22 protein-coding genes are annotated in these 25,426 nt (G+C 60.3%); 14 read left to right on the plus strand and 8 right to left on the minus strand.

The features are described 5' to 3' along the window. Positions 1 to 63: 63 nt before the first annotated feature. Positions 64 to 1,365 (plus strand): DUF1552 domain-containing protein, encoded by a 1,302-nt coding sequence (locus tag IPK32_01515; protein ID MBK8090696.1) that lies wholly within the window; start codon positions 64 to 66, stop codon positions 1,363 to 1,365. A gap of 7 nt (positions 1,366 to 1,372) precedes the next feature. On the opposite strand, the gene IPK32_01520 is transcribed toward IPK32_01515, so the two are convergent. Beyond that, positions 1,373 to 2,230, minus strand: coding sequence for an FAD:protein FMN transferase (locus IPK32_01520; GenBank protein ID MBK8090697.1), 858 nt, complete (start codon positions 2,228 to 2,230; stop codon positions 1,373 to 1,375). Between the two features lie 115 nt (positions 2,231 to 2,345). Continuing rightward, positions 2,346 to 3,650, minus strand: a complete 1,305-nt coding sequence (locus IPK32_01525; protein MBK8090698.1) for a DUF58 domain-containing protein — start codon at positions 3,648 to 3,650, stop codon at positions 2,346 to 2,348. A 128-nt stretch (positions 3,651 to 3,778) separates the two neighbouring features. Between IPK32_01525 and IPK32_01530 the strand changes: the two genes are divergently transcribed. The 3 genes from IPK32_01530 to IPK32_01540 are packed head-to-tail and all read left to right on the plus strand — an operon-like array spanning position 3,779 to position 5,707. After that, positions 3,779 to 4,282, plus strand: coding sequence for a hypothetical protein (locus IPK32_01530; protein ID MBK8090699.1), 504 nt, complete (start codon positions 3,779 to 3,781; stop codon positions 4,280 to 4,282). Next, complete coding sequence (locus tag IPK32_01535; protein MBK8090700.1) at positions 4,279 to 4,833, plus strand: hypothetical protein; 555 nt, start codon at positions 4,279 to 4,281, stop codon at positions 4,831 to 4,833. Before IPK32_01530 ends, IPK32_01535 begins: the two co-directional genes overlap by 4 nt. Then, complete coding sequence (locus IPK32_01540; GenBank protein MBK8090701.1) at positions 4,790 to 5,707, plus strand: hypothetical protein; 918 nt, start codon at positions 4,790 to 4,792, stop codon at positions 5,705 to 5,707. Before IPK32_01535 ends, IPK32_01540 begins: the two co-directional genes overlap by 44 nt. On the opposite strand, the gene IPK32_01545 is transcribed toward IPK32_01540, so the two are convergent. Beyond that, the gene (locus IPK32_01545) at positions 5,708 to 6,484 is read right to left on the minus strand and encodes an SDR family oxidoreductase (GenBank protein ID MBK8090702.1); all 777 of its coding nucleotides are present in this window, start codon (positions 6,482 to 6,484) and stop codon (positions 5,708 to 5,710) included. Between the two features lie 268 nt (positions 6,485 to 6,752). Between IPK32_01545 and IPK32_01550 the strand changes: the two genes are divergently transcribed. The 4 genes from IPK32_01550 (at position 6,753) to IPK32_01565 (ending at position 12,748) form a co-directional block, all read left to right on the plus strand. Continuing rightward, positions 6,753 to 7,091, plus strand: coding sequence for a helix-turn-helix transcriptional regulator (locus IPK32_01550; protein MBK8090703.1), 339 nt, complete (start codon positions 6,753 to 6,755; stop codon positions 7,089 to 7,091). Between the two features lie 158 nt (positions 7,092 to 7,249). Next, on the plus strand, positions 7,250 to 10,384 hold the full coding sequence (locus tag IPK32_01555) for an efflux RND transporter permease subunit (GenBank protein MBK8090704.1): 3,135 nt from the start codon (positions 7,250 to 7,252) through the stop codon (positions 10,382 to 10,384). Positions 10,385 to 10,422: 38 nt separating this feature from the next. Then, complete coding sequence (locus tag IPK32_01560; protein MBK8090705.1) at positions 10,423 to 11,406, plus strand: efflux RND transporter periplasmic adaptor subunit; 984 nt, start codon at positions 10,423 to 10,425, stop codon at positions 11,404 to 11,406. Positions 11,407 to 11,443: 37 nt separating this feature from the next. Next, positions 11,444 to 12,748 carry a TolC family protein gene (locus IPK32_01565; GenBank protein ID MBK8090706.1) on the plus strand — a complete coding sequence of 435 codons (1,305 nt, stop codon included), beginning with the start codon at positions 11,444 to 11,446 and terminating at the stop codon, positions 12,746 to 12,748. A 17-nt stretch (positions 12,749 to 12,765) separates the two neighbouring features. On the opposite strand, the gene IPK32_01570 is transcribed toward IPK32_01565, so the two are convergent. Next, positions 12,766 to 13,581, minus strand: a complete 816-nt coding sequence (locus IPK32_01570; GenBank protein MBK8090707.1) for an aldolase — start codon at positions 13,579 to 13,581, stop codon at positions 12,766 to 12,768. A gap of 151 nt (positions 13,582 to 13,732) precedes the next feature. On the opposite strand from IPK32_01570, the gene moaC reads away from it, so the two are divergent. Next, positions 13,733 to 14,191, plus strand: a complete 459-nt coding sequence (gene moaC / locus IPK32_01575; GenBank protein ID MBK8090708.1) for a cyclic pyranopterin monophosphate synthase MoaC — start codon at positions 13,733 to 13,735, stop codon at positions 14,189 to 14,191. On the opposite strand, the gene IPK32_01580 is transcribed toward moaC, so the two are convergent. From IPK32_01580 to IPK32_01595, 4 genes are all read right to left on the minus strand, one after another. Next, positions 14,169 to 15,950: a M3 family oligoendopeptidase gene (locus IPK32_01580; GenBank protein ID MBK8090709.1), complete on the minus strand. Its 1,782-nt coding sequence runs from the start codon at positions 15,948 to 15,950 to the stop codon at positions 14,169 to 14,171. The two genes, moaC and IPK32_01580, sit on opposite strands and share 23 nt — an antisense overlap. A 162-nt stretch (positions 15,951 to 16,112) precedes the next feature. Continuing rightward, complete coding sequence (locus IPK32_01585; GenBank protein ID MBK8090710.1) at positions 16,113 to 16,826, minus strand: DUF1080 domain-containing protein; 714 nt, start codon at positions 16,824 to 16,826, stop codon at positions 16,113 to 16,115. 59 nt (positions 16,827 to 16,885) lie between these two features. Further along, a complete protein-coding gene (locus tag IPK32_01590) occupies positions 16,886 to 17,992 on the minus strand; it encodes a Gfo/Idh/MocA family oxidoreductase (GenBank protein ID MBK8090711.1) in 1,107 nt (368 codons plus the stop codon). 117 nt (positions 17,993 to 18,109) lie between these two features. Next, positions 18,110 to 18,670 (minus strand): CDP-alcohol phosphatidyltransferase family protein, encoded by a 561-nt coding sequence (locus IPK32_01595; protein MBK8090712.1) that lies wholly within the window; start codon positions 18,668 to 18,670, stop codon positions 18,110 to 18,112. 113 nt (positions 18,671 to 18,783) lie between these two features. Here IPK32_01595 and IPK32_01600 point away from each other — a divergent pair, with 113 nt between their 5' ends. The 5 genes from IPK32_01600 to IPK32_01620 all read left to right on the plus strand — a co-directional run bounded on the left by IPK32_01600 (position 18,784) and on the right by IPK32_01620 (position 25,414). Beyond that, the gene (locus IPK32_01600; GenBank protein ID MBK8090713.1) at positions 18,784 to 19,389 is read left to right on the plus strand and encodes a leucyl/phenylalanyl-tRNA--protein transferase; all 606 of its coding nucleotides are present in this window, start codon (positions 18,784 to 18,786) and stop codon (positions 19,387 to 19,389) included. A 73-nt stretch (positions 19,390 to 19,462) separates the two neighbouring features. Beyond that, positions 19,463 to 20,065 carry a biopolymer transporter ExbD gene (locus IPK32_01605; protein MBK8090714.1) on the plus strand — a complete coding sequence of 201 codons (603 nt, stop codon included), beginning with the start codon at positions 19,463 to 19,465 and terminating at the stop codon, positions 20,063 to 20,065. Between the two features lie 379 nt (positions 20,066 to 20,444). Next, entirely contained in the window at positions 20,445 to 21,995 is a 1,551-nt protein-coding gene (locus tag IPK32_01610; protein ID MBK8090715.1) for a hypothetical protein, read from the plus strand. Positions 21,996 to 22,069: 74 nt separating this feature from the next. Continuing rightward, positions 22,070 to 23,974: a DUF1549 domain-containing protein gene (locus IPK32_01615; GenBank protein MBK8090716.1), complete on the plus strand. Its 1,905-nt coding sequence runs from the start codon at positions 22,070 to 22,072 to the stop codon at positions 23,972 to 23,974. A gap of 90 nt (positions 23,975 to 24,064) precedes the next feature. Beyond that, complete coding sequence (locus tag IPK32_01620; protein ID MBK8090717.1) at positions 24,065 to 25,414, plus strand: DUF1501 domain-containing protein; 1,350 nt, start codon at positions 24,065 to 24,067, stop codon at positions 25,412 to 25,414. The last annotated feature ends 12 nt before the right edge of the window (positions 25,415 to 25,426 follow it).

The raw sequence follows: 25,426 nt of genomic DNA on the forward strand, positions 1-25,426 counted from the left end.
CCAGGGGAATGCCTCCGGCATTCAAATGTAAGGTGGGGGAGCTGGGGGGCGTTGAGGCGGAATATGTCCCACCGTATCGAACGCCGCACTCTTCTTCGTGGACTCGGAGCCACGCTGGCTTTGCCATGGCTCGAAATCATGACGCCGAAGGCCCGTGCTGCCGCAAAACTGCCGCCACGGCGGTTTGTGACGTTTTTCCAGCCGAACGGAGTGTTTCCGAAGGCTTGGGATGTGACGGGCACGGGGCGGGATTTTGCGCTGTCGCCGATTTTGCAGCCGCTGACGGATTATCGCGATGACATGGTTGTGCTGAGTGGGATCGACAGTTGCGGAAAAGGGCATGTGAAGCTCACCGGGGCCTTTTTGACCGGCACGGCCATCGAGAATGGGGTGAATGGCATTTCGGTAGATCAGGTCATCGCGCGGCAGATTGGCCAGGGCACTCGCTTTGCGAGCATCGAGCTCGGTACGGAGCCGCCACGGCAGGGCATGGCCGGTGATGATCCCATCGCATTGGCAAACACCGTTTCCTGGAGCAGCGCCACGCAGCGCATCGCGCCAGAAATTAGCCCGCGAGCGGCTTTTGATCGGCTTTTCCGCGATCCGTCGTCGCCGGAAGCACGGCGAGCAGCGGAGAATAGGCGCAGCGTGGTGGATCTCGTTTTGGAGGATGCCAAAGCACTGCAAAAGATCGCTAGCGGTCGCGATAAGGAGAAGATCGACGAATATCTAGAAGGCGTGCGCGGTGTGGAGCAGCAAATCGCACGCACGATGAATCCGCCTGCGCCGGAGTGGTCACCGCTGACGCCACCAGAGCTAAAACGGCCACCTGCTGGCATCCCGATGAGCAAGGATGCACACATGAAGCTGATGCTGGACCTGATGGTGCTCGCTTTGCAGACAGACACGACGCGTGTGGCCACCTTCATGAGTGCGCATGGCTTCTCGCGGCAAAATTTCACCTTCCTCGATGGCGTGAAGAACGACCACCACGGCATGAGCCACCACAAGAACCAAGAGGCGCTAGTGGCCGAGTACACGACCGTGAGCCGCTGGTATGCGCAGCAGGTGCAATATCTCGTGTCGAAGATGCGCGGAATTGATGAAGGCAATGGATCGCTGCTCGATAACAGCGTGGTGCTCTACGGCAGTGAGATGAAGGATGGCAACGGCCACATCAAAGAGGACCTCCCTCTAGTGCTCATCGGCAAAGGCCAAGGCCGCATGAAGACGGGTCAGCACGCCACCTTCGCCAAAGGCACACCCTTGGCGAATCTGCATCTCTCGCTGGCGCAGCAGTTCGGTGTGGAGATGACGAGCTTCAACAATGTGAGCACCGGCACGCTGAGTGGGCTGTTTGTGTAGGCCGTATTTACTCTGGCCAGAGCAACTCGACACCTGCGACCTGCGCTGCTGCCAAAGTGCCTTTTTCCCGGCCTAGGACGCACATCGCTGTCGCTAGGGCATCGCTGGTGGTGCAGTCCGGTGCGATGACGGTGCAGGCGATGCGCTGGGTGAGGCCGAGGCCCGTTTTGGGCGAGACGATGTGCGCGTAGCGAGTGTCGTCGATCTCGATGTATTGATAAAGATCGCCAGAGGTGGATACACCGCGCTCGGCGAGTATCAGCGTGGTCAGGCGGTTGTCCGTGGCTGCGAGGGACTGCGTGCGGAGCTTGATCTCCCAGCCAGCGGCATCAGGTGGAGCAGTGCCGATGGCGATGTCTCCACCAGCGATGACCAGCGCACGACGGATGCCGTGCCGCTCACGCAGCAGCCGCAGGGCTTCATCCGCTGCGCGGCCTTTGGCGATGCCTCCGAGGTCGATGAGCATGCCTGCACGCTTCAGCGTGAGGCTGCGGGAGGATGGATCGAGTGCCAAGGCCCGGTAATCCGTGGCGGCGAGTGCTTTTTGCAGCCGATCCGGCGGAGGGAGCTTTTTTTGATCTCGTGTGCGGCGCCAGAGGCGGGTGAGATTGCCACAGGTGATGTCGAAGGCTCCGTCGGTGGCGGCGGAAAGCTCATGAGCACGCGAAATGAGCCCGTAGAGCTCCAAACTGGCTGCAAAGGGCTTTCCGGCCTCTGCGCGGTTCAAACGTGATAATTCGCTCTCTGGCTCGTAGTCAGAAAAAATCGCGTTCAGGGCCGCGATGCGCTCAACGGTGTCTTGGGCAGCTTTTTCTGCCTTTTGGGAGTCCTGGGTATAAAATGACACACGGAACTTGGTGCCCATCAAAAGGGGCCTCGAAGTCAAAACGCTGCTCCTGGGCCACCAACGGTGTGGTGATGAGGATGAAAAGGAGTCGCAGCGTGGGATTCATCGGTGTGGAGTCGTGAACGCGGCATTGTTACAACTTCCCGCCAGCTTTCACATCGAGGTACTTATTGGCCAGAGCGACGGGGAGCATCTGCGCCGTCTCATCCACAGTCAGGACGCGGCGTGAGCGCAGATTCTCCAGCAGCAAGCGGCGCTCACCGAAGTAATGGGTTAGCGCACCATAGCCGAGTGCATCGTTCAAATTCTGCACGGGGCGAGCGGCGTGGTCTTCGAGCTCTTGCTCACGCAGCGTGGCGGCGAGCACGAGATGGCGCTTTTGCATGAGGTGTGTGGCAGTGACGAGGTTGCCACCATCTTCGCTGCGTAGATTGGTCAGTAGGATGACCAGCGCACGGCGCTTCTGCCGCGCCATGACCTGCTCTGCGGCCTCGATGAAGTCGCTCGGCTCACTGGTGGTCTCGTAATCGTAGAGGTGATTGAGCAGGCGTGGCATGCTATGGGTGCCTTTGACTGGTGGGAGCCACTTTTTAGTGCCGCCAAAGCCGCACACGCCGACTTCGTCACCCTGCCGCAGGGCGATGAAGGCGATGAGCAGCATCGCATTGAGGCAATGATCGAACTGAGAGAGCGAGCCATCCAGAGCACGCATGCGGCGGCCACAGTCTGGCACCAGCAGCACGGTCTGATTACGCACCTCATCGAAATCACGGCTGATAAGGCTGAGGCGGCGGCTGGTGGCCTTCCAGTCCACGCGGGAGAGCACGTCGCCGTCTTGATAATCACGAAGTTGGTGAAAATCCAGCGAGGCACCGATGCGCCGCCGCCGCACGATGCCCATCTGCTCCAGCCTGTTTGCCGTGGCCAGCAGGGCAAAGCGCACCACGGGCTCGTAGTTCGGATACGCACGCGTCATCTGCGCTTCACCGGCTTGATAAAACCGCCGCCAGAGTCCCAGCAGTGAGTCTGCTAGCACCTGCACCAGGCTGAAGCTGTGCTGACCGCGCTGGACGAAGCGGACCTCGTACGATGCGGTGGCATGCTGTCCGGGAGGTATGGCCAGGTGCTGCGGCATGCCTTCTGCCTCTGCACCGAGCGGGATACCATCAAACACCTCCAGATGCAGCTCACGCCGCGCGGTGTGCGTGATCGTCAGGGTCACAGAGCCTGGCACACCGAGCGCGAAACGGCCCGGCAGCGAGCGCTGCGCGGTGATGCGGCCTTTGCGCGGCAGCGTGAGCGCATCGAGCACGAGCACGAGAACCGTGAGCGCTGCACCGATGCGCCAGAGGATGGCGATTTGACCCCAGACACTGCCCGCCAATGCCAGCGCCAGCAGCACCAGCAGGACGCGGAGTAATCGGGGCGTGGGTCTCATGAGTTGGCGTGCTATCTAGGCCGTGTTTGAAAACTGGCAAGGCTGGCTGTGGCTGCAATCGGGGTGAGTTTTGTGCATTCTCTGGCGCTGGGTCGAAAGTTCTCCACTGCCGGAAGCGAACTACAGCCATGCCTGACGCCGCCCCACTGCCCTACACCGATACGAAGCCCGTCGGCGCAGCGGATTTCTACACAGCGATCAATGCGACCTTCCGCTTCATCCATGCCAAGCTGGGAATCGAGGGGCTGCGGCGTTACTGGCACGAGCTGGGCACTCAGTATCATGCTCCTGTGGCGGAAAAGTGGCGAGCAGGTGGCCTGCGGGCCGTGGCGGACTACTGGCGGGCTTTTTTCGATGCGGAGCCCGGTGCAGAGGTGCAAGTGAGCGAGTCGGCGGATGCAGTGCATGTCCGCGTCCAGGTCTGCCCCGCCATCCGCCACCTGCGTGTGCAGCAGCGTGAGGTGATGCCGCTTTTCTGCCAGCACTGCTACTTCGTCAGCGAGGCGATGGCGGCACCTGCGGGCCTAACGGTGCGTGTGCTAGGCGGGAATGGCTGCTGCGAGCAGCGCTTCATGAAAAACAGCTCTGAACTGGAACCCCAACGTCTGGAGGACATCACCCACGCATCATGATCGGCTGCTACGACTTCTGTGGGCACTATGAGTGGACTTTCGGCTGGCTGGAGCAGCAGGGTGGGCATGACCTAGTGCGTGCGTATTGGGAAGAGGCCATCAGCATCGACTCCCAGCGGCATGCCGCCGATCTGATCATCGGCCAGGGCATCGAAGGGATGAAAAAATACTGGCACCACACGCTGGAGGAGGAGGCCGCCGATCATGTCATGACAGCGACAGATGAGGTGTACCGCATCGACATGCATCAATGCCCTTCCAAGGGATTCCTCATCCGTAATGGCCTGGATCAATACCGCGACTACTGCGACCACTGCATGGGCTGGATCGGACCGATGATGAAAAAGGCAGGTTTTGTCATCGACCACGAGCACAACCACTGCGGCCAATGCTGGTGGGAAATGCGGCGTGCCGAGGACGCCTCGCCTGCTAGTGACCCTGGCGAACTCAGCGGCAAAAACGACGTGCGCCTCCTGCCCACATGGAAATCCGAACACACCGACCATTATGAACGAGCGACTGATCCTGATGACAAAACGGCTCTTTGTTAGCCTCGCACTCCTTTGCAGCGCCTACGGGCAATGGGAGCCACTGCCGCCGCTGCCTGAGCCCAATGGTGGAGGTGTAAGTGGACATCAAAATGGCCAAATCATCCTGATGGGCGGCACGAACTGGGAAGGCGGGAAGAAAAACTGGCTGAAAAAAATCCACACTTTCGATCCATCATCCAAAGTCTGGAAAAGCACCCAAGAGCTGCCCGAGCCCGTGGGCTATGCCATCACCGTACAAACGCAGGAAGGCCTTTCATACCTGGGCGGCTTCAATGGCGAAAAGGTCAACCCAGTGGGAGCTTTCAAACACGCAGCCCTCGCCGCAGGTGGCGTCATTGGTCAGAGCGTCATCGCGGTCGGTGGCACGGATGATCCAGCGAATCTCGCCGGAGTCAGCCGTGAGACTTGGTTGCTCGACAAAGAGGGGAAACGCCTCGCGGACTTCCCTGGTAAACCCTTTGCTACGGCGGCCTCATCCGTCGTGGGAGATGCGTTGTTCGTCTTTGGCGGCATGAACTTTGAGACGACGACTCAGACTGTCATGAACACCGCTGTCGCCTACGCATTCACGCCGGAGAAGAATCAGTGGCGCAGTTTGAGACCCCTCGCTCACGCCACCCGTGGCCTCTGCGCCGTCGCTCTCGATGAGCAGCATATCTACATCGCAGGCGGTTATCGAGATGACTTCACAGCGGCGGCGGTGATCTATGATGTGCAGGCCGATAGCTACCGGGAGGCCACACCCCTGCCCTACGCGGCGATGGTGAGCCTCGTGAAGCTCGGCGGATCTGTCTATTGCCTCGGTGGTGAGGACAAAAAGCAGTCCCGCACGGATAAATTCTACCGCATCCCGGTCGCTGAGCTGCTGAAGTGACTACTTCGCCGTGTAACCGCCATCGACGGGCAGATTCACGCCCGTGATGTAGAGTGAGGCATCACTGAGCAGGAAAATCACCGCACCACCGAGGTCGGTGTCATCCGCCATGCGTCCGAGCATGGTATGCTCGCAGTAGCGCTGCAAAAATGGCTCCGGCTGATGATTGAAGAAACCACCAGGGGCGAGGTTGTTCACGCGGACGTTGCTCGGGCCATAGAGCGCGGCGTAAAAGCGGGTCAGGTTCTCCATGCCGCCTTTGTGGAAGAAGTAATCCGGCGGCATATCCCCCATGTTCGTGCCGGTATAGAGCTCGTAGCTGGGACCGATCATGCCCTGGATGCTGCCGATGTTCACGATGCTGCCGCGTCCAGCCTCCGCCATGGTTTGACCAAAGTGCCGGTGCATGAGCATCACACCCGTGGCATTCACACGCATGGATTCGGCGAACTGCTCCGCTGCGCCTTTGGCACCTTTCATCGGGCGGAGCACCGCATTGTTCACCAGGCCGTGCAGGGGGCCGAATTTTGCTTTGATCCGATCATGCAAGGCGATCACAGAGGCCTCATCACCCTGATCGAGCGACTCAGCGAAGACCTTGTGGCCCAGGGCTGTCTCCTCATCGGCGACGATTTGCAGCTTCGCCACATCACGAGCCGCCAGGATGAGCGTGACACCGGTCTGAGCCAGCATCGCCGCTAAACCACGACCATAGAGACCCGCGCCGCCTGTGAGGAGGATGATTTTGTTTTGCAGTGAAAAGGATGGAGCAGTCATGCAGGTGAAGAAGGGTGAAAAAGGCGATTCTTGCAGATTCGGAGCAGCCTAGCGCATGGCAGATCAAAATAGCTATCCGCGAGAGACGGCGACTGAAAGGTGTGTGCGAATGCCCTATCAACGTCTTGAGGCTGATGCTCAAGTCCATTCCCATCAGCACCGTTTTCAGGAGCGCGACGCCGAAACCCGCCATTGCGTCTGAGATGATGTCGAACCGAGCATTGAATTCGAGAGAACTCGTCTCATGTTCTAGATCAAGAAACGTCAAATCGTTGCACCATCTGCCTCCGTGGACCTGAAACTCATCAATCGCGAAATCCTGCTCTCCTTTTGGAAGGTGCATGTGCTGCATCATGCCGCCGAAGGAGAAGTAATCGGCCAGTGGATGCTCAAGGAACTGGCGCATCATGGTTATGACGTCAGTCCAGGCACCCTATATCCGCTGCTCAAACGCATGGAGACCAATGGCTGGCTCACCTCCACCGCAGACCCCGCCCGCGGACCCAAGGCACCGCGCTCTTATAAGATCACAAGGGATGGACGTGCGGTGCTAAAGATCGTGCGTAAGCAGCTCAAAGAACTCGGTGTCGAAGTCTCCAATCATTGACCCGATGGCCTAGTTTGTCCGCTGGGTGAAAACACATCATTTGGAGGAAAGATCGTTGCAGCCTCACGTTTTACGGTGCCCGTAATGGCTGCCCATTTCGCCGCCTGCGGAAACCCTCGTCTCTTGTCATTCCGTTTTCGTCTTCTGCCACCTTTAGCATGTCTCTCGCTCGTTTTGCTCTTCGCCATCCTTGGACCGTTCTTGTTGCCGTCGTGGCTGTGGCGCTGGGGGCATGGCTGGGTCTTCAGCGCATGACGCGGGACATCTTCCCACCGCTGGGCATCCCGACGATCTACGTTGCGCAGCCCTATGGCGGCATGGACCCACTTCAGATGGAGGGCTATTTGACCTATCGCTACGAGTACCACTTCCTCTACATCGCGAATATCGAGCATGTGGAGTCCAAGTCGATCCAGGGGGCCTCGATCATGAAGCTACAGTTTCACCCTGGCACGGACATGAGTCAGGCGATGTCGGAAACCGTGGCGCAGGTGAATCGCAGCCGCGCATTCATGCCGCCGGGCACCGTGGCCCCCTTCATCATGCGCTTTGATGCAGGTAGCGTGGCCGTGGGGCACATAGTCTTCTCCACAGATGATCCGAACATCACGCTGAATCAGATGCAGGACCAGGCGCTGAACAAGGTGCGGCCAGCCTTTGCCACCCTGCCAGGCGTCTCCGCGCCGCCGCCCTTCGGAGGCAGCTCACGCGGCATCGTGGTGAATGTGAACCCAGACCGCATGAAGGCCTACGGCTTGTCACCGGATGACATCGTGCAGGCCATCGCCAAGGGCAATCCGATCAGCCCCTCCGGCAACATGAACCTCGATGGCAAATATCCCATCGTGCCGACGAACGCCATCGTCTCCAATGTGAAGGACCTGGAAGCCGTGCCACTGCGAACGACGGATCAAGGCGCTGTCTTCATCCGCGATGTGGCGACCGTGGCCGATGCTGCGGATGTGACCACTTCCTATGCCTTGGCGAATGGAAAGCGCACCGTCTATCTGCCCGTCACAAAACGTGCGGAGGCCTCCACGCTCGCAGTCGTCAAAAAAGTGCGAGAAAGCATTCCTGAATTCCAAAAGCTGCTGCCAGACGGCATCAAGGTGAGCTTTGAATTCGATCAGACACCTGTGGTGAAGCGCAGCATCGACGATCTGGTCAAAGAAGGTGCTCTCGGTGCCCTGCTTACAGGCCTGATGGTGCTGGTCTTCTTGCGTGATCTGCGCACGGCATTCATCGTGATCATCAATATCCCGCTGTCGCTGATGGCCGCCACTTTCGGCCTATGGATCAGCGGGCAAAACATCCATCTCATGACGCTGGGTGGACTGGCACTCGCTGTGGGCATCCTCGTCGATGAGGCCACCGTGACGGTGGAAAACATCCACACCCATCTCGCTCGCGGCAGGCCCCTGGCCCGCGCTGCGCTGGATGGCACGCTGGAGACGACTCTGCCGCGCCTTCTAGCGATGCTGTGCATCCTCGCGGTCTTCATCCCCGCCTTTTTCATGATCGGCGCGGCAAAGGCGCTGTTCGTGCCGCTGGCGCTGGCGGTGGGCTTTGCGATGTTTGCCTCCTTTGTTCTCTCCAGCACACTGGTGCCGGTGCTGGCCGTGTGGCTGCTGCCAAAGAAGGTGCAAACGCATGAGCGGAAGCCCGGTATCCTAGTGCGTGCCTACAGTGGGCTGGTGAAGGCCGCCGTCACCAGCCGCTGGATACTGGTGCCAGCCTATCTCGGCGGTGCCGGGTTCATCATTGCCACCTTCAGCCCATTCCTGGGCTCAGAAATCTTCCCGCAGACGGACAGCGGCCAGTTCGCCATCCGCTTCCGTGCCCCCAGCGGCACCCAGGTCGGCATCACCGAAGGCATCGCTCAAAAAATCCTCAAAATCATCGGCGATGAGGCCCCAGTGGAGTTCTCCATCGGCATGGTGGGCGTGCATAACTCCAGCTTCCCGGTGAACCTGGTGCATCTCTGGAACGGCGGCCCCGAAGAGGGCTGGCTGGCCGTACAGCTCAAAGCGAATCCCGGTGTCGCGGTGCCTGCTTTGCAGGAAAAACTGCGCAGCATCATGAAGCGTGAGCTGGCCGATGTGCGGGTGTCTTTTGAGCCGCAGGACATCGTCAGCCGGGTGATGAGCTTTGGTGCCTCCACCCCCATCGAAATCGCCGTCAGCGGCCCCAGCCTGCCCGCCAGCAAAGAGCATGCCGAAAAGCTACTCGCCAAGCTCAGCGAACTCCCGTTCCTACGCGATGCGCAGATCGCCCAGACGCTCGATGCACCCACAGTGAATGTGCAGATCGACCGCGAGCGGGCGGGACTGCTCGGCGTGAATGTGGAGGACGTGACGCGTAGCCTCGTAGCCGCCACGACATCGAGCCGCTTCACCCAGCCGGTCTTCTGGGCAGATCCAGGCACAGGCATCAGCTTCAATGTGCAGGTGCAGATCCCAGAGGAGCGCACACGGAGCATCGAGGACCTCGGGAACACACCCGTGAAGTCCTCCAAAGGTGGCACCGTGCTGCTGCGCACCATTGCCAAGCTCGATCCCGGCACCGCCGTGGGCACCTACGAGCGCTACAACATGGTGCGCATCGCCAGCATCACCGCGAACGTGCACGACATCGACTTCGGCCATGCCATCAAAGCCGTGCGCAAAGCCATCGCGGAAGTAGGCCCCGCCGCCGATGGCAAGACCAAGGTGGACATCCGCGGACAAGTCGTGCCCTTCGAGCAGCTCTCAGAGGGCTTCGGCAATGGTCTCATCATCGCCATCGTCGTCATCTTCCTTCTGCTCTGTGCGAACTTCCAGTCGCTGCGGCTCGCCATCGTCGTCGTCTCCACCATGCCTGCGGTGCTCGCGGGTGTGGTGCTCGCGCTGTTCTTCACCGGCACCACCATCAATATCCAGTCTGCCATGGGCTCGATCATGGCCGTGGGTGTCGCCGTGGCGAATGCGATCCTGCTCGTGACCTTTGCAGACCGCGACCGACTCGCCAATGCAGGCGACCGCCGCGCCGCCGCCATCGAGGGTGCGGTGAGCCGCCTACGCCCCATCATGATGACCAGTTTTGCCATGATCGCAGGCATGCTGCCCCTGGCACTCGGAGCTGGGCAAACTGCGCCACTGGGCCGCGCCGTCGTCGGTGGTCTCGCGCTAGCCACCATCGCCACACTTTTCATCCTACCCGCCGTCTTTGCCCTTTTTGCCAGTAAGAAGGCCACCTCCGCCTCACTCGATCCTGATGACGAACAGAGTGCGCTCTTTGAAGCCCGACCTCAGTGAATCCGAGTGCTACACCACCTCCATTTTTTGTCCCAATCATGAAACTGATCCTCCTTTTCACCTTCCTGACCACCTGCGCCATCGCGCTGGAGCTACCTGCCGCCAAGCCGCAGAAGAGCACCATCCACCGCTGGGTCACGCTGCCCGGTGAATTCGCTCCCTGGCAGAAGGTGGAGCTAAAGGCCCGCGTCGCTGGCTACATCGAAAAAATCAGCGTGGACAAAGGCGATGTCGTCACCGCACAGCAGCAGCTCGTCCAGATCGAAGTCCCCGCACTAAAGGCAGACCTCATCAGCCACCGCGCCGAAATCGCCGCCGCCGAAATCGAGGTAAAGCGCCTCCACCAAGCCCGCGCAAAGTCACCCGAGCTCGTGCTCCCGCAGTCTGTCGATGATGCCGAGGCGAAGCTCTCCATCGCCAAAGCGGGCATGGAGCGCACCAACGCACTCATCGAGCTCGCACAGATCAAAGCACCCTTTGCAGGCGTCATCACCGACCGCCGCGTGGACCTGGGAGCCTTCGCCTCCGCTGGGGGCGATACATTGCTCCAGCTCACCGATGTCAGCACCCTGCGCCTCCGAGTGCCCGTCATCGAGGTGGAGACCGCTCTGCTCAAAGTCGGCCAACAGGTCGAGGCCAAAGTGGATGCTCTCAATGGCACCGTCATCAAAGGCACCCTCACCCGCATCGCAGGTGCGCTAGACACCACCACACGCACCATGCTCATCGAAGCCGACTTCAAAAACGCAGACGGCAAACTCCGCCCCGGCATGTTCGCCATGGCACGCATCGCGGTGGAGCAGCATGACGATGCCACCGTCATCCCTGTGGCCGGACTGGTGAAGGAAAAAGCCAACAGCTTTGTCTTCAAGCATGTGGACGGCAAAGCCGTAAAAACCGCCATCAAGCCCGGCTTCAACGACGGCGTGAACGTCGAGGTGCCCGAGCTCAAAGCCGATGAAGTCATCCTCCTGCCCGGCACGGCCACACTGACTGATAAGCAAGAAGTGACGGTGAAATAGAGGCCCATCAAACTCCGAATCCAATCCCTCCAACGCCATGTCCTTCGTCATTCGAGTTTTGTCCTTATTGCGGCACTCCTGGCTCCTACTTGCTGTGACTGTGCACGCCGACACGGTCCATGTCGATCTCCCGACCGTCATGCGGCTCGCGGGAGCGAATAATGACGAAATCCAGCTCGCTCGCGTGAAGCACACGGAGACCATCGCGGAGTCAAAGCAGGCCTGGCAGCGCTTTTGGCCCTCTTTGAGCCTAGGAGTCGGTTACAGGCGACATGATGGCAATATTCAAGATGTCGCCGGGGCCGTCTTCAATGCCTACAAACAGCAGTACACCATCGGTACCGCCATCATGATCGACTGGTCGCCAGGTGATCTCTATTACGCCGCTCTCGCAGCCAAACAAAAAACACTCGCGGCAGAGCAACTGGCAGAAAAAACACGCCGAGACATCATCACGCAGGCCACCGGGCGCTATTTTGACCTCCTCGCCACGGAGGCCAGCGTCGCTATCATCGAGGATGATCTGCGCCTGACACAGGATTATGAAAAGCAGCTCGGCGGAGCCGTCACTGCAGGCACCGCATTCCGCGCCGATCTACTCCGCGTGAAAACACAAGTCTCGCGGGCAAAACTAGCCATCCGCCAAGAGCAGGAGAAGCGCGATCTCGCAGCCGCAGCATTGGCAGAGACTCTACGCCTACCTGCTCAGACCGAGCTGCGTCCCGCCAAGGCCGATCTGGTGCCCGTGCGGCTCCATGGCAAATCCGGCGTCGCCACACTGCTCTCCCAGGCCAAACAGAACCGCCCAGAGCTCAAAGCCGCAGGCGCTGCCACCACAGCCGCACAGCTCGAAAGCGACCGCGCCCACATCGCCCCGATGATCCCGAATGTGCAGGCTGGTTACACCGTAGGTGGTCTAGGCGGAGGGATCGGCAACAACACAGGCAGCTTCGATGACACGCAGGACTTTTACATCGGTCTAGGATGGAAAATCGGCCCTGGGGGGCTCTTTGATAAGCAGCGCAAACTCATCGCCAATGCCCGCGAAGAAGCCACCAGCCTGCAAACCGATCAGATCAAGGCCGCCATCGGCCGCGAAGTCGTGGAAGCCGCCGCAAAGTCCCAAAGCGCCCACGACCAAATCGCCATCAACGATGAAGCCGTCGCCGCAGCCGAAGAAATGGTGAAACTGGCCAAAGAACGCCAAGCCAGCCAACTCGGCGTGGTGCTAGAATACCTACTGGCCCGTGAAGAGCTGACCCGTGCCCGCCAGAGCCGCGTGCAAGCCGTCACCGACTTCAACAAAGCGCAGCACGAGCTCAAAAGAGCGGTCGGGAAGTGAGCTAGACTGCCGAACTGCTACTTTTTATTCGCATAGACAGAGTCACTGCTCGGAGCAGCCGCACCACCGCTGAAGTCTTTGACCATCCTGTTGAAGGCGTTGCCGAGCTCGATGACATCGGCTCCGAGGGTGAAGACACGGACGCCTTCCTCGATGAGCATGTCCTTCTGGCCGAAGAGGGAGGCGACAGCGGCGTATTTGCCGTTTTTGATCGCGGCGGCGTGGACTCGCTTCCGCGCGGCGACGACTTCTGGGCACGTCGCTTGACCGAGCTTGCCGATGCGGTGGCTAAAATCCCCTGCCCCAAAGAGCAGCATGTCATACCCTGGCACCGCAGCGATCTCTTCGACGACTTCCAGTGCCTCGGGGCTCTCGATTTGCAGGATGACGAATTTCTCCGTGTTGCAGTGCTTTACGTAATCAGCCAGCGGCACTTGGCAGAAGAGTCCGTCCATGTTTCCGGCATCCAGAGCCTTGCTCCCCATGGGGCGGCAGCGAACCATATCCACGACATTGCGTGCCTCATCCGCGCTAGTGATGTGCGGCACCATGATGCCCGTGGCGTCACACTCAAAGGGCTTCACATACTCGCTGTAGCCGCCTTTGTTCACGCGGACAATGGTGTCCATGTCGTAGAGCTTTGCGGCGCGGATTTGATGCTCCAGATTGAGCCAATCATTGGGCACATGCTCATTGCACAGCCACACGGCGCTGGCTCCAGCCAGCCCCGCGAGCTCCACGATGCGTGGATCGCCCATGTTGAGCTTCAAAATGGTGCTATTTTGGCCAGCGCGGAGTTCGCGCAGGAGGCGGGAGGGGCGGAGTGTGGGCATGGGATGAGATGGGTGATGGGAACGTTGTATCGAGCTGCTAGCTGGTTGCATATTGAGCTGCCGCAGCCCATGGCGCAAGACCACGCTCGCTCAATTACGAGTTACGCCTTGCCCCATGGCCTGTGCGGTGTTGTCATCCGACTCATTCCGTATGAAAAAGCTCACTCACATCGACCATTCCGGTCAGGCCAGCATGGTGGACATCAGCGCCAAGCCTGCGCTGCGACGCGAGGCTGTCGCCACAGGCCGCATCCTGCTCCAAGCCGAAACCATCCGCCTGCTGAAGGCCAATAGCCTGAAAAAAGGCGATGTCCTATGCGTGGCCCGCATCGCAGGCATCCAGGCGGCGAAGCAGACGCAGGCTCTCATCCCGCTGTGCCATCAGATCCCGCTCAATAAGGTGCAGATCGACTTCCAAACGACTGCGAAGGCCGTGGAGATCACCGCCACAGTCATCACCACCGCTGCGACGGGTGTGGAAATGGAGGCTCTCACGGCAGTATCCGTGGCCGCTTTGACCATCTATGACATGTGCAAAGCGGTGGATAAAAAAATGCGCCTAGAGGGCATCAAGGTGGTGAAGAAGCTCAAAGAGCCTCATAGGCCTTGAGCGAGGGCTCCATGGCTTTCAGTGCCCCAGACCAGAAGGCCGGATCAGTGAGATCACCGCCCAGGGTGTGCTGGACAACGTCTTCACAGCTAGCGCTGCCAGTCATGGCGAGGAAGGCCTCGTAGCGGGGGAGGAAGTCAGCGCCTTCTTCTTTGAAGCGAGCAAAGAGTGCCTGACTGAGCAAGTAACCGAAGACGTAGGGGAAGTTGTAGAATGAGATGCCGCTGATGAAGAAGTGCATCTTCGAGGCCCAGAACATGGGATCAGTGCCGTCTGGCAGCAGCGTGTCGCCATAGAGTCCGCGCTGGGCTTCGCTCATCAGCTCACGCAGGCGTGTGACACTCACCTCGCCCTTCGCCCGCTCGGTGTAGAAGGCTTTTTCAAACTCATACCGCATGGGGATGTTGATGAGGTAGGCGTGGGCTCGGAGCATTTCTTGATCGAGCAGGTAAGCCTTTGTCGCAGGCGTGATGGCTGGATCATTGAGCAGGCCGGAGAGCAGGATCATCTCGCCAAAGTTCGATGCCGTCTCTGCGAGCGTCATGGGATAAGCTGCAGCGAGGTAGCGTGCTGGACGCAGCACGCAGTAGTGCCAGGCGTGACCGGCTTCATGGGCGAGTGTGACCATGTCATGAACGGTGCCGTGATAGGTCATATAGACACGCTCTTCGTGCTTGAACTGCGAGCCGGTGCAGAAGGCCCCTGGACGCTTACCGGGCCGTGGCTGGGCCTCGATCCATCGTTGGGCGAGCATGTCGCGGAAGTAGGAGCCGAGTTTCGGGTAAGCGGCGCTGAAGGCCCGCTCCACGGTGGCGCAGGCTTCATCCCAGGTGAGCTCTTTTTCATCAGGAGCGGCGATTTGGGGCGCTTCGAGGTCGAAATAGTGCAGCGCGGGAGTTTTTTGCAGTTGAGCGGCTTTTCGCAGAGCGCGGCGTGGGAGCTCGACTCCGGCGTGGATGGCCTCCAGCATGGCATCGAGTGATTTGCGGCTCATCGCACCGTCAAAGAGCGGTGTATCCAAGAAGTGCCCGATGCCGCGACGACCGTAGAGATCGAGTCGAGTGCCAGCGATGCCATTGAGAGCCGCAGCGAGGGTGACAGCGTGATCTTCCCATGGGCGCTGACCATCGTGAAAGGCCGCCTGACGCAAAGCGCGGTCAGGCTCGGACATGAGGGCGCGGCGGCGTGCCATGGGGACTGTTTCGCGGTGTCCATCCGGGAATGTCATCTCGAATTCCATTTTACCGGTGAGGGTGTCATACAAGCGGCCCCAGGCATGGAGGCCGTTCACATTGAGATCGGCAGCGAGAGCCTCCATTTCGGCGCTCATCTGCCTGCGGCCTTCCGTGCGCCAGCGGGTGATGCTGTGCTCCGCGTGCTTCAGAGCAGGTGTGGCGAGTAATTGGTTAAAACTGGCCTCATCGAGCGCGGCGAGCACCGAGCGCAGCGTGGCCATGAGCTTGGTGCTTTGGGCTTCGAGGGTGGAGAGCCAAGCTTCATCCGCTTTGACCGCTTCGTTGTTGGCATCCGCAGCAGAGAGGCACCCAAGGTAAGCCGAAAGATGTCCCAGCCGGTCACTGAGTGCCTCGACATCGACAATGAGCGTCGCGATGGCAGAAATCTCGCTTTTGAGCCCCGAAGCGCGGTCTTTCAGCGCATTGAGGTCTCGGACGAGGGCGTTTTTGAAGTCAGTGTAATCAGCTTGGCCAAAGCCTGTGAACCAAGTGTCAAGGGACCAGCGGTCGGATGTATTCGGCATAGTGCCCACTGCTTTAGGCGCAGTTGGTTTGGCTGGCAAGAATCTTGCCTGAGTTCTCGGGTCGCAGCTCCCTGTTCTCACCACTAAGCACTAAGAACTAAGCACTTTTTGCCTCGTCTAACTCCGTGACTCGCAAACCACCCACCAGCCACTTCGCCGCCACTACTTCGCGAGCACAGGCGCGGTCTGCTCGGGGGTGAGGCGGCCTGGGGGGAGCTCGAGGAGGCGGATGTTGCGGAAGTGGATCTCGCTGCCTTCGCTTTCGAGGCAGAGGTAGCCTTTGCGGACGGTGGATTGGCTCACGCCATTGACGAATTTGCCGTTGATGCTGAGTTTCACGACGCCATCGACGGCGACGACGTCGTAGGTGTTCCATTCGCCTGCGCCTTTGCAGCGGAATTCAAAGGACATGCTGCGTGAGCCGCGTGGGTTCTCGGGCACGATTTCGAGGCCGTTGGCTCCAAAGAGCTCGCCGGAGACATAGCCGGGATGATTGGGTTTGCCGTCTTTGGTGAGGTGGAGATTGGGCCACTGAAGCTCGAGCATTTGCACTTCGAGCCCTTTGGGGAGCTGCTTGCCGGGGGCGGGTGTGGCATCGCTCCAGAGGAAGACGCCGCTGTTGCCGCCGGGCTGCATGTGACGCCACTCGATGTGGAGGAGGAAGTTTTCATACTGCTTTTCGCTGCGCATGACGCCGATAGGCAGGCCACTGCATACGAGCAGGCCATCACGGACACTCCAGGTGTCCTTACTCGTGTTGACATCGACCCAGTCGGTGAGGTCTTTGCCATTGAAGAGCTCGCGGTAGGCGGCGGCGTCTTCAGCACGAGTGTGGATGACGGAAAGGAGAAGGAGGAGCAGGAGGCGTGTTTTCATCCCGCAGACCTACGGCTGGCAGCAGCGCGGTCTTGTCGCGAAGATGCGGCAGGGACTCATCACAGTGCGATGGAGGCTCCATCTGCCCGTGCGGAGCGGAGGCAGGCATCGAGCACACGCTGGGTGAGTAGGCTGATCTGGCCCCAGCGTGGCTCATGCTGCCCGGTGAGCACTAGGGTGGAAAAGTCGGCAAATAGTGCGGACTCCTGCGATCCGGGGGCGTTGTTCGCGGGCTCGTCGGAGCTGTGGCTTTCTCTCCCGGCTCGCATGTCACTGCGGCAACCGTCCACGCTGAAGTCGGATTTTGTCACGCTGAATGCGGGTGCGGTTTCGGCATACGGCAGCACGAAGTCAGCGAGCTGCAGCAGCCCCTTTTCTCCGCTGATGATGGCCCACTGGGCATGTGCGGCATGAAAAGAGCAGTAAAACGAGGCGCTCACTCCCTGATCGAACTCCAGTGTGCCGGAGAAGGCGAGTGGCACGCTCGGTGCCCCACCGCCCTGCCCGGCCTCGGCGTGGAGGCGTCCGGTGACTCTGCGCGGTGTGGCCTCTGCCATGGCCCAGAGGGTGAAGCTCAGGCAGTACCAGCCTAGATCACCCAGGCAGCCGAGGGGCTCGAGTGTGCCGTGGGTGCGGATATTCGCACGGGTGAAGGCCTCATCGCCAAAGAAGCTGAACTGCGTGGCAATGTGCCGCACGGGGCCGACTTCTCGATCCACGGCGCTACGCATCTGCTGGAGCCGCTGCCCATGCATGAACATCACGCCGTCCATAAACTGCACGCCGCGCTCAGCGCATGCCGCGAGGATTTCCTCCACCTCGGCGGCATCGCAGCCGACGGGTTTTTCCACCAGCACGTGCTTCCCTGCTCGCACGGCACGCAGCACCCATTCTTTGCGGATGCCCGTGGGTAGCGGGATGTACACGGCGTCGATGTCGGGCCGCTCCAGCAGTGCTTCATAGCTGCCGAGAGCCTCGGGCTGCACCGGATGCGGCACCTGCGCCTGACATTCGTCGATAAAGGCCTGAGCTTTCGCCAGTTCGCGGCTGGCCACGGCGATGAGCGTGGCATTCCCAGCATCCAGGATGGATTGCCAGTTCTTCCGGGCGATGAAGGCCGCGCCGAGGATGCCCCAGCGGCAGGTGGTGGAGGTCGTTTGTGCCATGAGTGGTGAGATGTCGGATGAGTTGCTGAAAAAAGGGTGCGTATGCTGCATGCTCGATGCTCGGCCAGCCCGGTAGAAACGCCGATCCTGCGTGATTCACGCATCACGCAGCAGGCTTCACTTCGGCTCCGCTGCGAGGAGCTGCCGCGTGCCATCGACCAGGTAGTAAACACCGGACCACAGGGCAAAAAAAGCAGTTATCAGCACCGGCCAGATCAGCGCGGGCGTGGTGATGTCCAGCATGATCCAGAGCACCGCGACGATCTGCGCCACCGTGCAGGCCTTCCCCGTCCAGTGGGCCTGGATATGGCACTTCCCCGCAAAGTGGTCGATGATGAAGGCCGCACCGATGGAGGCGAGGTCTTTGAAGACGATGAGCAGCGGGAACCACAGCGGAAACTGCTGTCTCCACGACGTAAAGCTCAGCGTCAGGATGGCAGAGAGCAGCAGCAGCTTATCCGCCAGCGGGTCCAGGATCGCTACTAGCCGTGTGCGCATGTCGAACCGCCGCGCCACCCAGCCATCCAGCGCATCACTCAGCGCCGCCACGGCAAAGACCACCACCGTCCACAGACGTAGGGATTCATCTGCCGCACCCGCCTTCACACTCTGTGCATAGTACACAGCCAGCCCGATAAAGACCGGGATCAGCAGGATGCGCAGGATCGTGATTTGCAACGCTAGATTCACTCCACCTCCTAATATGCGGGAAGTACGAAGCTGAAACTTGAAACTTAGAACCTCTTCGCGACAGGCAGTGACACACACATCCTGCCCACTCACTCTGTTTCATGGAAATCGCGCCGCTCGACCTCCTCAACGCCTACTGCGAAGGCATCTTCCCCATGGGGGAGGACGGTGGCGGTGTGAACTGGTATCGGCCAAAGATGCGCGGTATCCTCCCCATCGCGGATTTTCATCTACCGCGCCGCTTTGCCCGCTTCTACCGCTCACACCCCTTTGAGCTGCGGTGGAATTCTGCCTTTGGCGATGTCATGCGCGGCTGCGCAGACCGCGAGGAGACGTGGATCACCCCCGCCATCCTCGATGTCTATGAGGAGCTCCACCGCATGGGCCATGCCCATAGTGCAGAGGTCTGGCGAGAGGGCCGCCTCGTCGGCGGCGTCTATGGAGTCACCATCGGCGGTGCTTTTTTTGGCGAATCCATGTTCAGCCGTGAGACCCATGCCTCCAAAGTCGCCCTCACCGCCCTCCAGCATCGTCTGCACGAGCGAGGCTTCATCCTGCATGACACCCAGTGGACCACGCCGCACCTCGCCATGTTCGGCGGGCATGAAATCCCCTGCGCAGACTACCTCACCGTCCTCGATCACGCCATCCGCCTCCCGGTCCACTTTGATGAGCACATGCCACCGACCACGCTCATCTTTCGCTAAAAAGTAGTGCCCAGCCTCCAGGCTCGATTCATGTATTGACGTATCCGCCTGCTTTCCTGACAATACCCACGCCATGAAAGCCGCCCTCCTGCATGCCTGCACCCTCCTTCTGTGCCTCCCCGTCGCAGCCATCGAAAAGGAAGTCCCGCCCAAAATCCGCGAAGGCTCCACGACTCAAAAACCGTCAACAGAGTCACCAAGGTCAACCGAGTCCCCCAAACCCGCCATGAAAGACGGGGAGCGTGAAGGCGGCAGCAAACCGAATATCGAACGCGACGGCGAAAAGAAACCCGGCATACGCGATGGCGAAAAACCACGCACCGGCCCCCGCGACGGCGAAGGCATGAAAAAGCCCGGCACCAAAGACGGCGAAGGCCGCAAACCCTCCGCCGAATCCGGCTCAAAGTCCCGCAAAGTTGACGGCGACCGAATCTCTGACTCCAGTGATGAAGTCATCATCATGATCGTCTCCGCCGACGGCGAAAACATCCTCATCGGTGACGAAAAAGTCCCCACGAACCGCCTCCGCGGCTTCCTCAGTACCTACCTCCCCGATCACCCCGGTGCCAAAGTCATCGTGCGAGGTGACGCAAACTCTCCCTACAAGTCCCTCCTCCAGGTCCTCGATGCCATCAGCGACAACGGGAACAAGAAGGCCCGCATTGAGGAGAAGTGATTAAAGCACCAACAAGTCATGCTCATGCCAGACTCTCAGTCATCAGCCAAGAATGCCAAGACTAGCCCTTGGTATGAAGTGGTGGCTGCTTTCTGGCCCGTGTTAGTGTGTCCGACTGTTTCACTGGTTTCATTGCATTCTTCCCCCTGGGCAGGCGTGTTGTTTGCCTGCGTAGTGCTTATGCTTCGCAGACTCTGGTGGACATGCATTTTTGGCTTATTGGTGGCCTGCGTCATTACCGCTTCGATGATCATGTCTAGCATAGCTTGGTGGAAAATGATGTGACTCTCACAAAGTCGCTCCAGCAGCCCCCTAACCATCCATCTTTGGATCCTATGAGGCTTCGCGCCTTTGCGTAACCCCTAATCACCACCGCGCCATGAAGTCTTCGTCATTCAGCCTTGTTCATTCCTTCGTCATTCTGATTTCGTCCTTCGTCATTCCGCCACTCGCCACGGCAGCGACACCCGCCGAAGTCACCGCCGCCACCATCAAAGCCGTTTCGTTCTACCACTCCCACGCGGCGGCCCACGGCGGTTACGTCTACCGCTACAGCGCCGACTTCACCTTGCGCGAAGCGGAAGGCATTCCCGGTCCGGACACCATCTGGATTCAGCCACCGGGCACGCCTGCGGTCGGCATGGCCATGCTGGATGCTTACGAGGCCACGAAGGACGAAAAGTGCCTAGCAGCCGCCGTCGAGGCCGCGCGATGCGTTTCGCGCACGCAGCTCGCTTCGGGCGGTTGGGACTACTCGGGCCATTTCAATGCCAAGGGCCGCGAATCGAAGAATTACTGCCGCAAAGCCGATGGTACGGCCATTCCACGCACGCAGACCGCCACCCGCGAGGCCGGTTGGCACAACTGGCGTCGTCAGGATAAGAAAAACTACGCCACCTACGACGACGATGTCTCCCAGGCCGCCACGCGGCTGCTCGTGCGGGTCGATCACGCGCTCGGTGGAAAGGACGCCGAGATCAAAGCCGCCGCCGACTTTGCGCTGCACACGCTCCTCATGACGCAGTATCCGGCGGGCGGTTGGAGCGCGAATTTCGACGACGCGCCCACCGCGCCGCCGCCTGCGGACAAGTATCCCATCAAACCCGGCAGCTACCCCGCCGACTGGCCGCGCAAGTGGCCGAAGGACTTCACCGGCTGCTATGTGCTCAACGACAACACCCACGCCACCTTGATGAGCACGCTGCTGCTCGCCTGGCAGCTTCGCGGTGATCAAAAATACCTCGAAGCCGCCAAACGCGGTGGCGACTTCCTTCTGCTCGCGCAGATGCCCGATCCGCAGCCCGCCTGGGCGCAGCAATACAACGCCGACATGCAGCCCGTGTGGAGCCGTCAATTCGAGCCCACCGCCATCAGCGGTCGCGAAAGCCAGGCCGCCATGTGGGCCCTGCTGAAGCTCGCCGCCGCCACCGGCGACAAAAAATACCTCCCGCCCGTCGCCAAAGCCATCACCTACCTCCGCACCGTGCTCCTGCCCGGCAACAAGCTCGCCCGCTTCTACGAACTCAACACCAACAAGCCCCTCTACTTCGAGCGCGGCCCCGGCGGCAAAGGCTTCGAGCTGACCTACTCCGACCAAAAAGCCTCCTCCAACTACGGCTGGGTCTGGGACAGCGAACTCGACGCCCTCCAAGCCGCCGGCAGCCAGATCGCCCGTGGCGAGCCCGTCACCTTCCCCCGCACCGAAAAAGAGCGCTGGTCCTCCCCCCCCACCGACGCCGACATCGCCACCATTTTAAAAGAACAAGCCCCCAACGGCTCCTGGCCCATCACCGACGACGACCGCGGCATCATGCGCGACGCGAACGGCAAAAAGCAAAAGCCAGCCGGTGGCGTGATCTACAGCCTCGACTTCACGCAGAATGTGAAAGCACTCAGTGCATGGCTGAAAGCGAAAGGAGGCGTGAAATGAAAACCCAATCCGAATGGCAACAGAATGAAGACAACAGAATAAACCCATTCTGTTACCCCCATTCTGTTGCCAATTTGCTGATTCTTTGCCTCGCTAGTCTTTTCCCTGCCCAAGCCGCCGAGAAATACGACAACCCCACGCCGTGGTCCTACCAGCGCCTCCAGCGTCCGGCCATTCCAGCCACGAAAGACACCGCGTGGCCGAAAGACGACCTCGACCGCTTCATCCTCGCGCGTCTCGAAAAGGAAAACCTCCGCCCCATCGGTGATGCGCCCCGTGCCACGCTCATCCGCCGTGCATCCTTCGATTTGCGCGGCCTTCCGCCCTCTCAAACCGAGGTCGAGGTTTTCCTGCGCGATCCTTCACCCGATGACCTCGCTTTCGCCAAAGTCGTGGACGCCTTTCTCCAATCCGAACGCTTCGGCGAGCGCTGGGCGCGGCATTGGCTCGATGTCATTCGCTACGCCGACAGCGTCGGTCGCGTGTGGAATGCACCGTTTTTGTATGCCGCGCGTTACCGCGATTGGGTGATCGACTCCTTCAACGAAGACAAACCCTACAACCGCTTCGTCACCGAGCAGATCGCGGGCGATTTGCTCCCAGCCACCACCGTGCTGCAGCGCCGCGATCAAATCGTCGGCACCGGCATGCTCGCGCTCGGCAGCATGAACGTGCAGGAGGGCGACTACGAGCAATACCTCCTCGATCAGGTCGATGACCAGATCGACGTCGTTGGGCGTGCTTTCCTCGGGCTCACACTGGCCTGCGCACGCTGCCACGATCACAAAACGGAGCCCGTCACCATGCGCGACTACTATGCGCTCGCGGGCATCTTCTACAGCAGCCGCACGCTCAGTGGCACGCCGAATCGCAACGAAGGCGTCAGCGGCGGTTACGTGAGCCCCGAGGCACTCGTCGATCTGCCCACGGAACTCGATGAAGCCGTCGGTCCGCCGCAAAAACTGCCCGCTGGCATCCACTCGATGGATGACCTCCGCGAGCTCGGCAATCCGAAGGAAACCATTCGCTACGACCACGATCCGCACTTCTGCATGGGCGTCATTGATGCCGAGATCAAAGACTGCGAAATCGCCATCGGCGGCGATCCGCATGATCGCGACACCGCGCCTGCTCGCGGCGAATTGAAGCTCCCCGCCTTGCCACCAATGCCGAAAGTGCCCGCGCAAAGCTCCGGCCGCCTCGAATTCGCCCAATGGCTCACGCAGCCCACGCATCCGCTCACCTCACGCGTCATGGTGAACCGCCTCTGGCAGCATCTTTTCGGCGAAGGCCTCGTGCGCACGCCCGATGACTTCGGCATCACCGGTGCCGATCCGAGCCATCCCGAACTGCTCGACCATCTCGCGATCCGTTTCGTCGAAAACGGCTACAGCATGAAGAAGATGATCCGCGCCATGATGCTCAGCCGCACCTATCGACTAGCCACCACTGGCAATCCCGAGCATCCCGACGCCGGCAACAAACTCCGCTGGCGACAGAACCCCAAGCGCCTCGAACTCGAACCCCTGCGCGACACGCTGCTGCAACTCGCCGGTCAACTCACCTTTGATCGCCCCGAAGGCATCCAAGTCGCCGGAAGCGGCGGCAAAGGCCGTCACGGCATCACGCGTGGTCTGCTCGGCATTGAGGAGCCGTATCGCACGATCTACTTGCCCGTCGTTCGCGACAACATCCCCGAACTCTTCAGCACCTTCGACTTCCCCGGCCCCACCCAAATCAAAGGCCAGCGCGATGTCACCACCGTCGCTCCACAGGCCTTGTTTTTCATGAACAACCCCTTCGTCGAGCAAATCGCCGCTCAAATCACCGAGAAGGCCGGAAAAGACACGAAAGCCATTTACCACCTCCTTTTGGGCCGCGAACCCACTTCCGAAGAAATCACCGATGCACGCGATTTGGACACGCAATCACTGATCCAAGCACTGTTGGGCACCGCTGAGTTTCGCTACGTCTTCTGAACCAATCCATCTGATAGAAAAATTGAGGACAGAAAGATTTCAGAACCCAAATTTTTCTGTCCCCAATCTTCCTGTCAAAAATCCGCCTCCATGACCACCCGCCGCTCCATTCTCCAATCCACCAGCGCAGGCTTTGGCTGGCTGGCGTTCAATGCGCTGCATCAGCAGTGGGCGAGTGCGGCGGCACCGCCGAAGACGATCAATCCGCTCGCTCCCAAGGCACCGCATTTCGCGGCGAAGGCCAAACGCGTGATTTTCATGTTCATGCAGGGTGGGCCGAGCCATCTCGACACGTTTGATTACAAACCGGAGCTGGTGAAGGCGCAGGAGGCCAAAATGGCGAAGTACATGGGCGCCGCGTTCGACTTCAAACCTCGCGGCAAGAGCGGCCTCATGATCTCCGAAGCGTTTCCCGAGCTGTCGAAGCACGCGGACGACCTCTGCATCCTCAACGGCATGCAGACACGCACGAACGCGCATCAGATGGCCACGGTGGCGCTGCACATCGGCAGCGAGACCTTTGTGCGGCCTTCGATGGGCGCGTGGATCGTCTATGGGCTCGGCAGCGAGGCGGAGGACCTGCCCGGCTTTGTCACGATCAATCCCGTGGCCGACACCGGCGGCGCGATGAACTACGGCAGCGCGTTTTTGCCCGCGAGCTTCCAAGGAACACGCCTCAGCACCACCGGCGGCGGCGTTCCCGATCTCTCGAATGGCAGGTTCAGCGACGCGCAGCAGCGCAAGCAGATCGAATTCATCCAAAAAGCCAATCGCAGGCTCCTCGCGGGTGATCCGGGCAATCCCGAGCTCGAAGGCATCATTCAAAGTTACGAGCTCGCCTACAAAATGCAGACCAGCGTGCCCGACGTGCTCGATCTCGACAAAGAGCCCGCGCACATCCGCGAGCTCTACGGCCTCGACAACGGCGACACCGAGCGCTTTGGCACGCAGTGCCTCATGGCGCGTCGGCTCGCTGAGAAAGGCGTGCGCTTCATCCAGCTCACCAGCACCGGATGGGACCACCATCAGCAGCTCCGCGAAGGCATCACGCGTCAGGCAGGCAGCATCGACAAACCCATCGCCGGCCTCATCGCCGACCTGAAGCAGCGCGACATGCTCAAAGACACGCTCATCCTCTGGGGCGGCGAATTCGGCCGCGGATCGAGCTACGACAACGAACTCTACAACGGCCGCGGACACAACGGTCGCGGTTACACCATGTGGATGGCCGGTGGCGGCGTGAAAGGCGGCTTCACCTACGGCAGCACCAACGCCATGGGCGACACCGCCGAAACCGGCATCATCACCACTCACGATTTGCACGCCACGGTCCTGCATCTCCTCGGCATCAACCACGAGCGCCTCACCTACCGCTACTCCGGCCGAAACTTCCGCCTCACCGACGTCCACGGCGTCGTAGCGAAAGACATCATCGCGTGAGTGAGATTCATA

It is taken from the genome of Verrucomicrobiaceae bacterium (assembly GCA_016713035.1).
Lineage (GTDB): Bacteria > Verrucomicrobiota > Verrucomicrobiia > Verrucomicrobiales > Verrucomicrobiaceae > Prosthecobacter.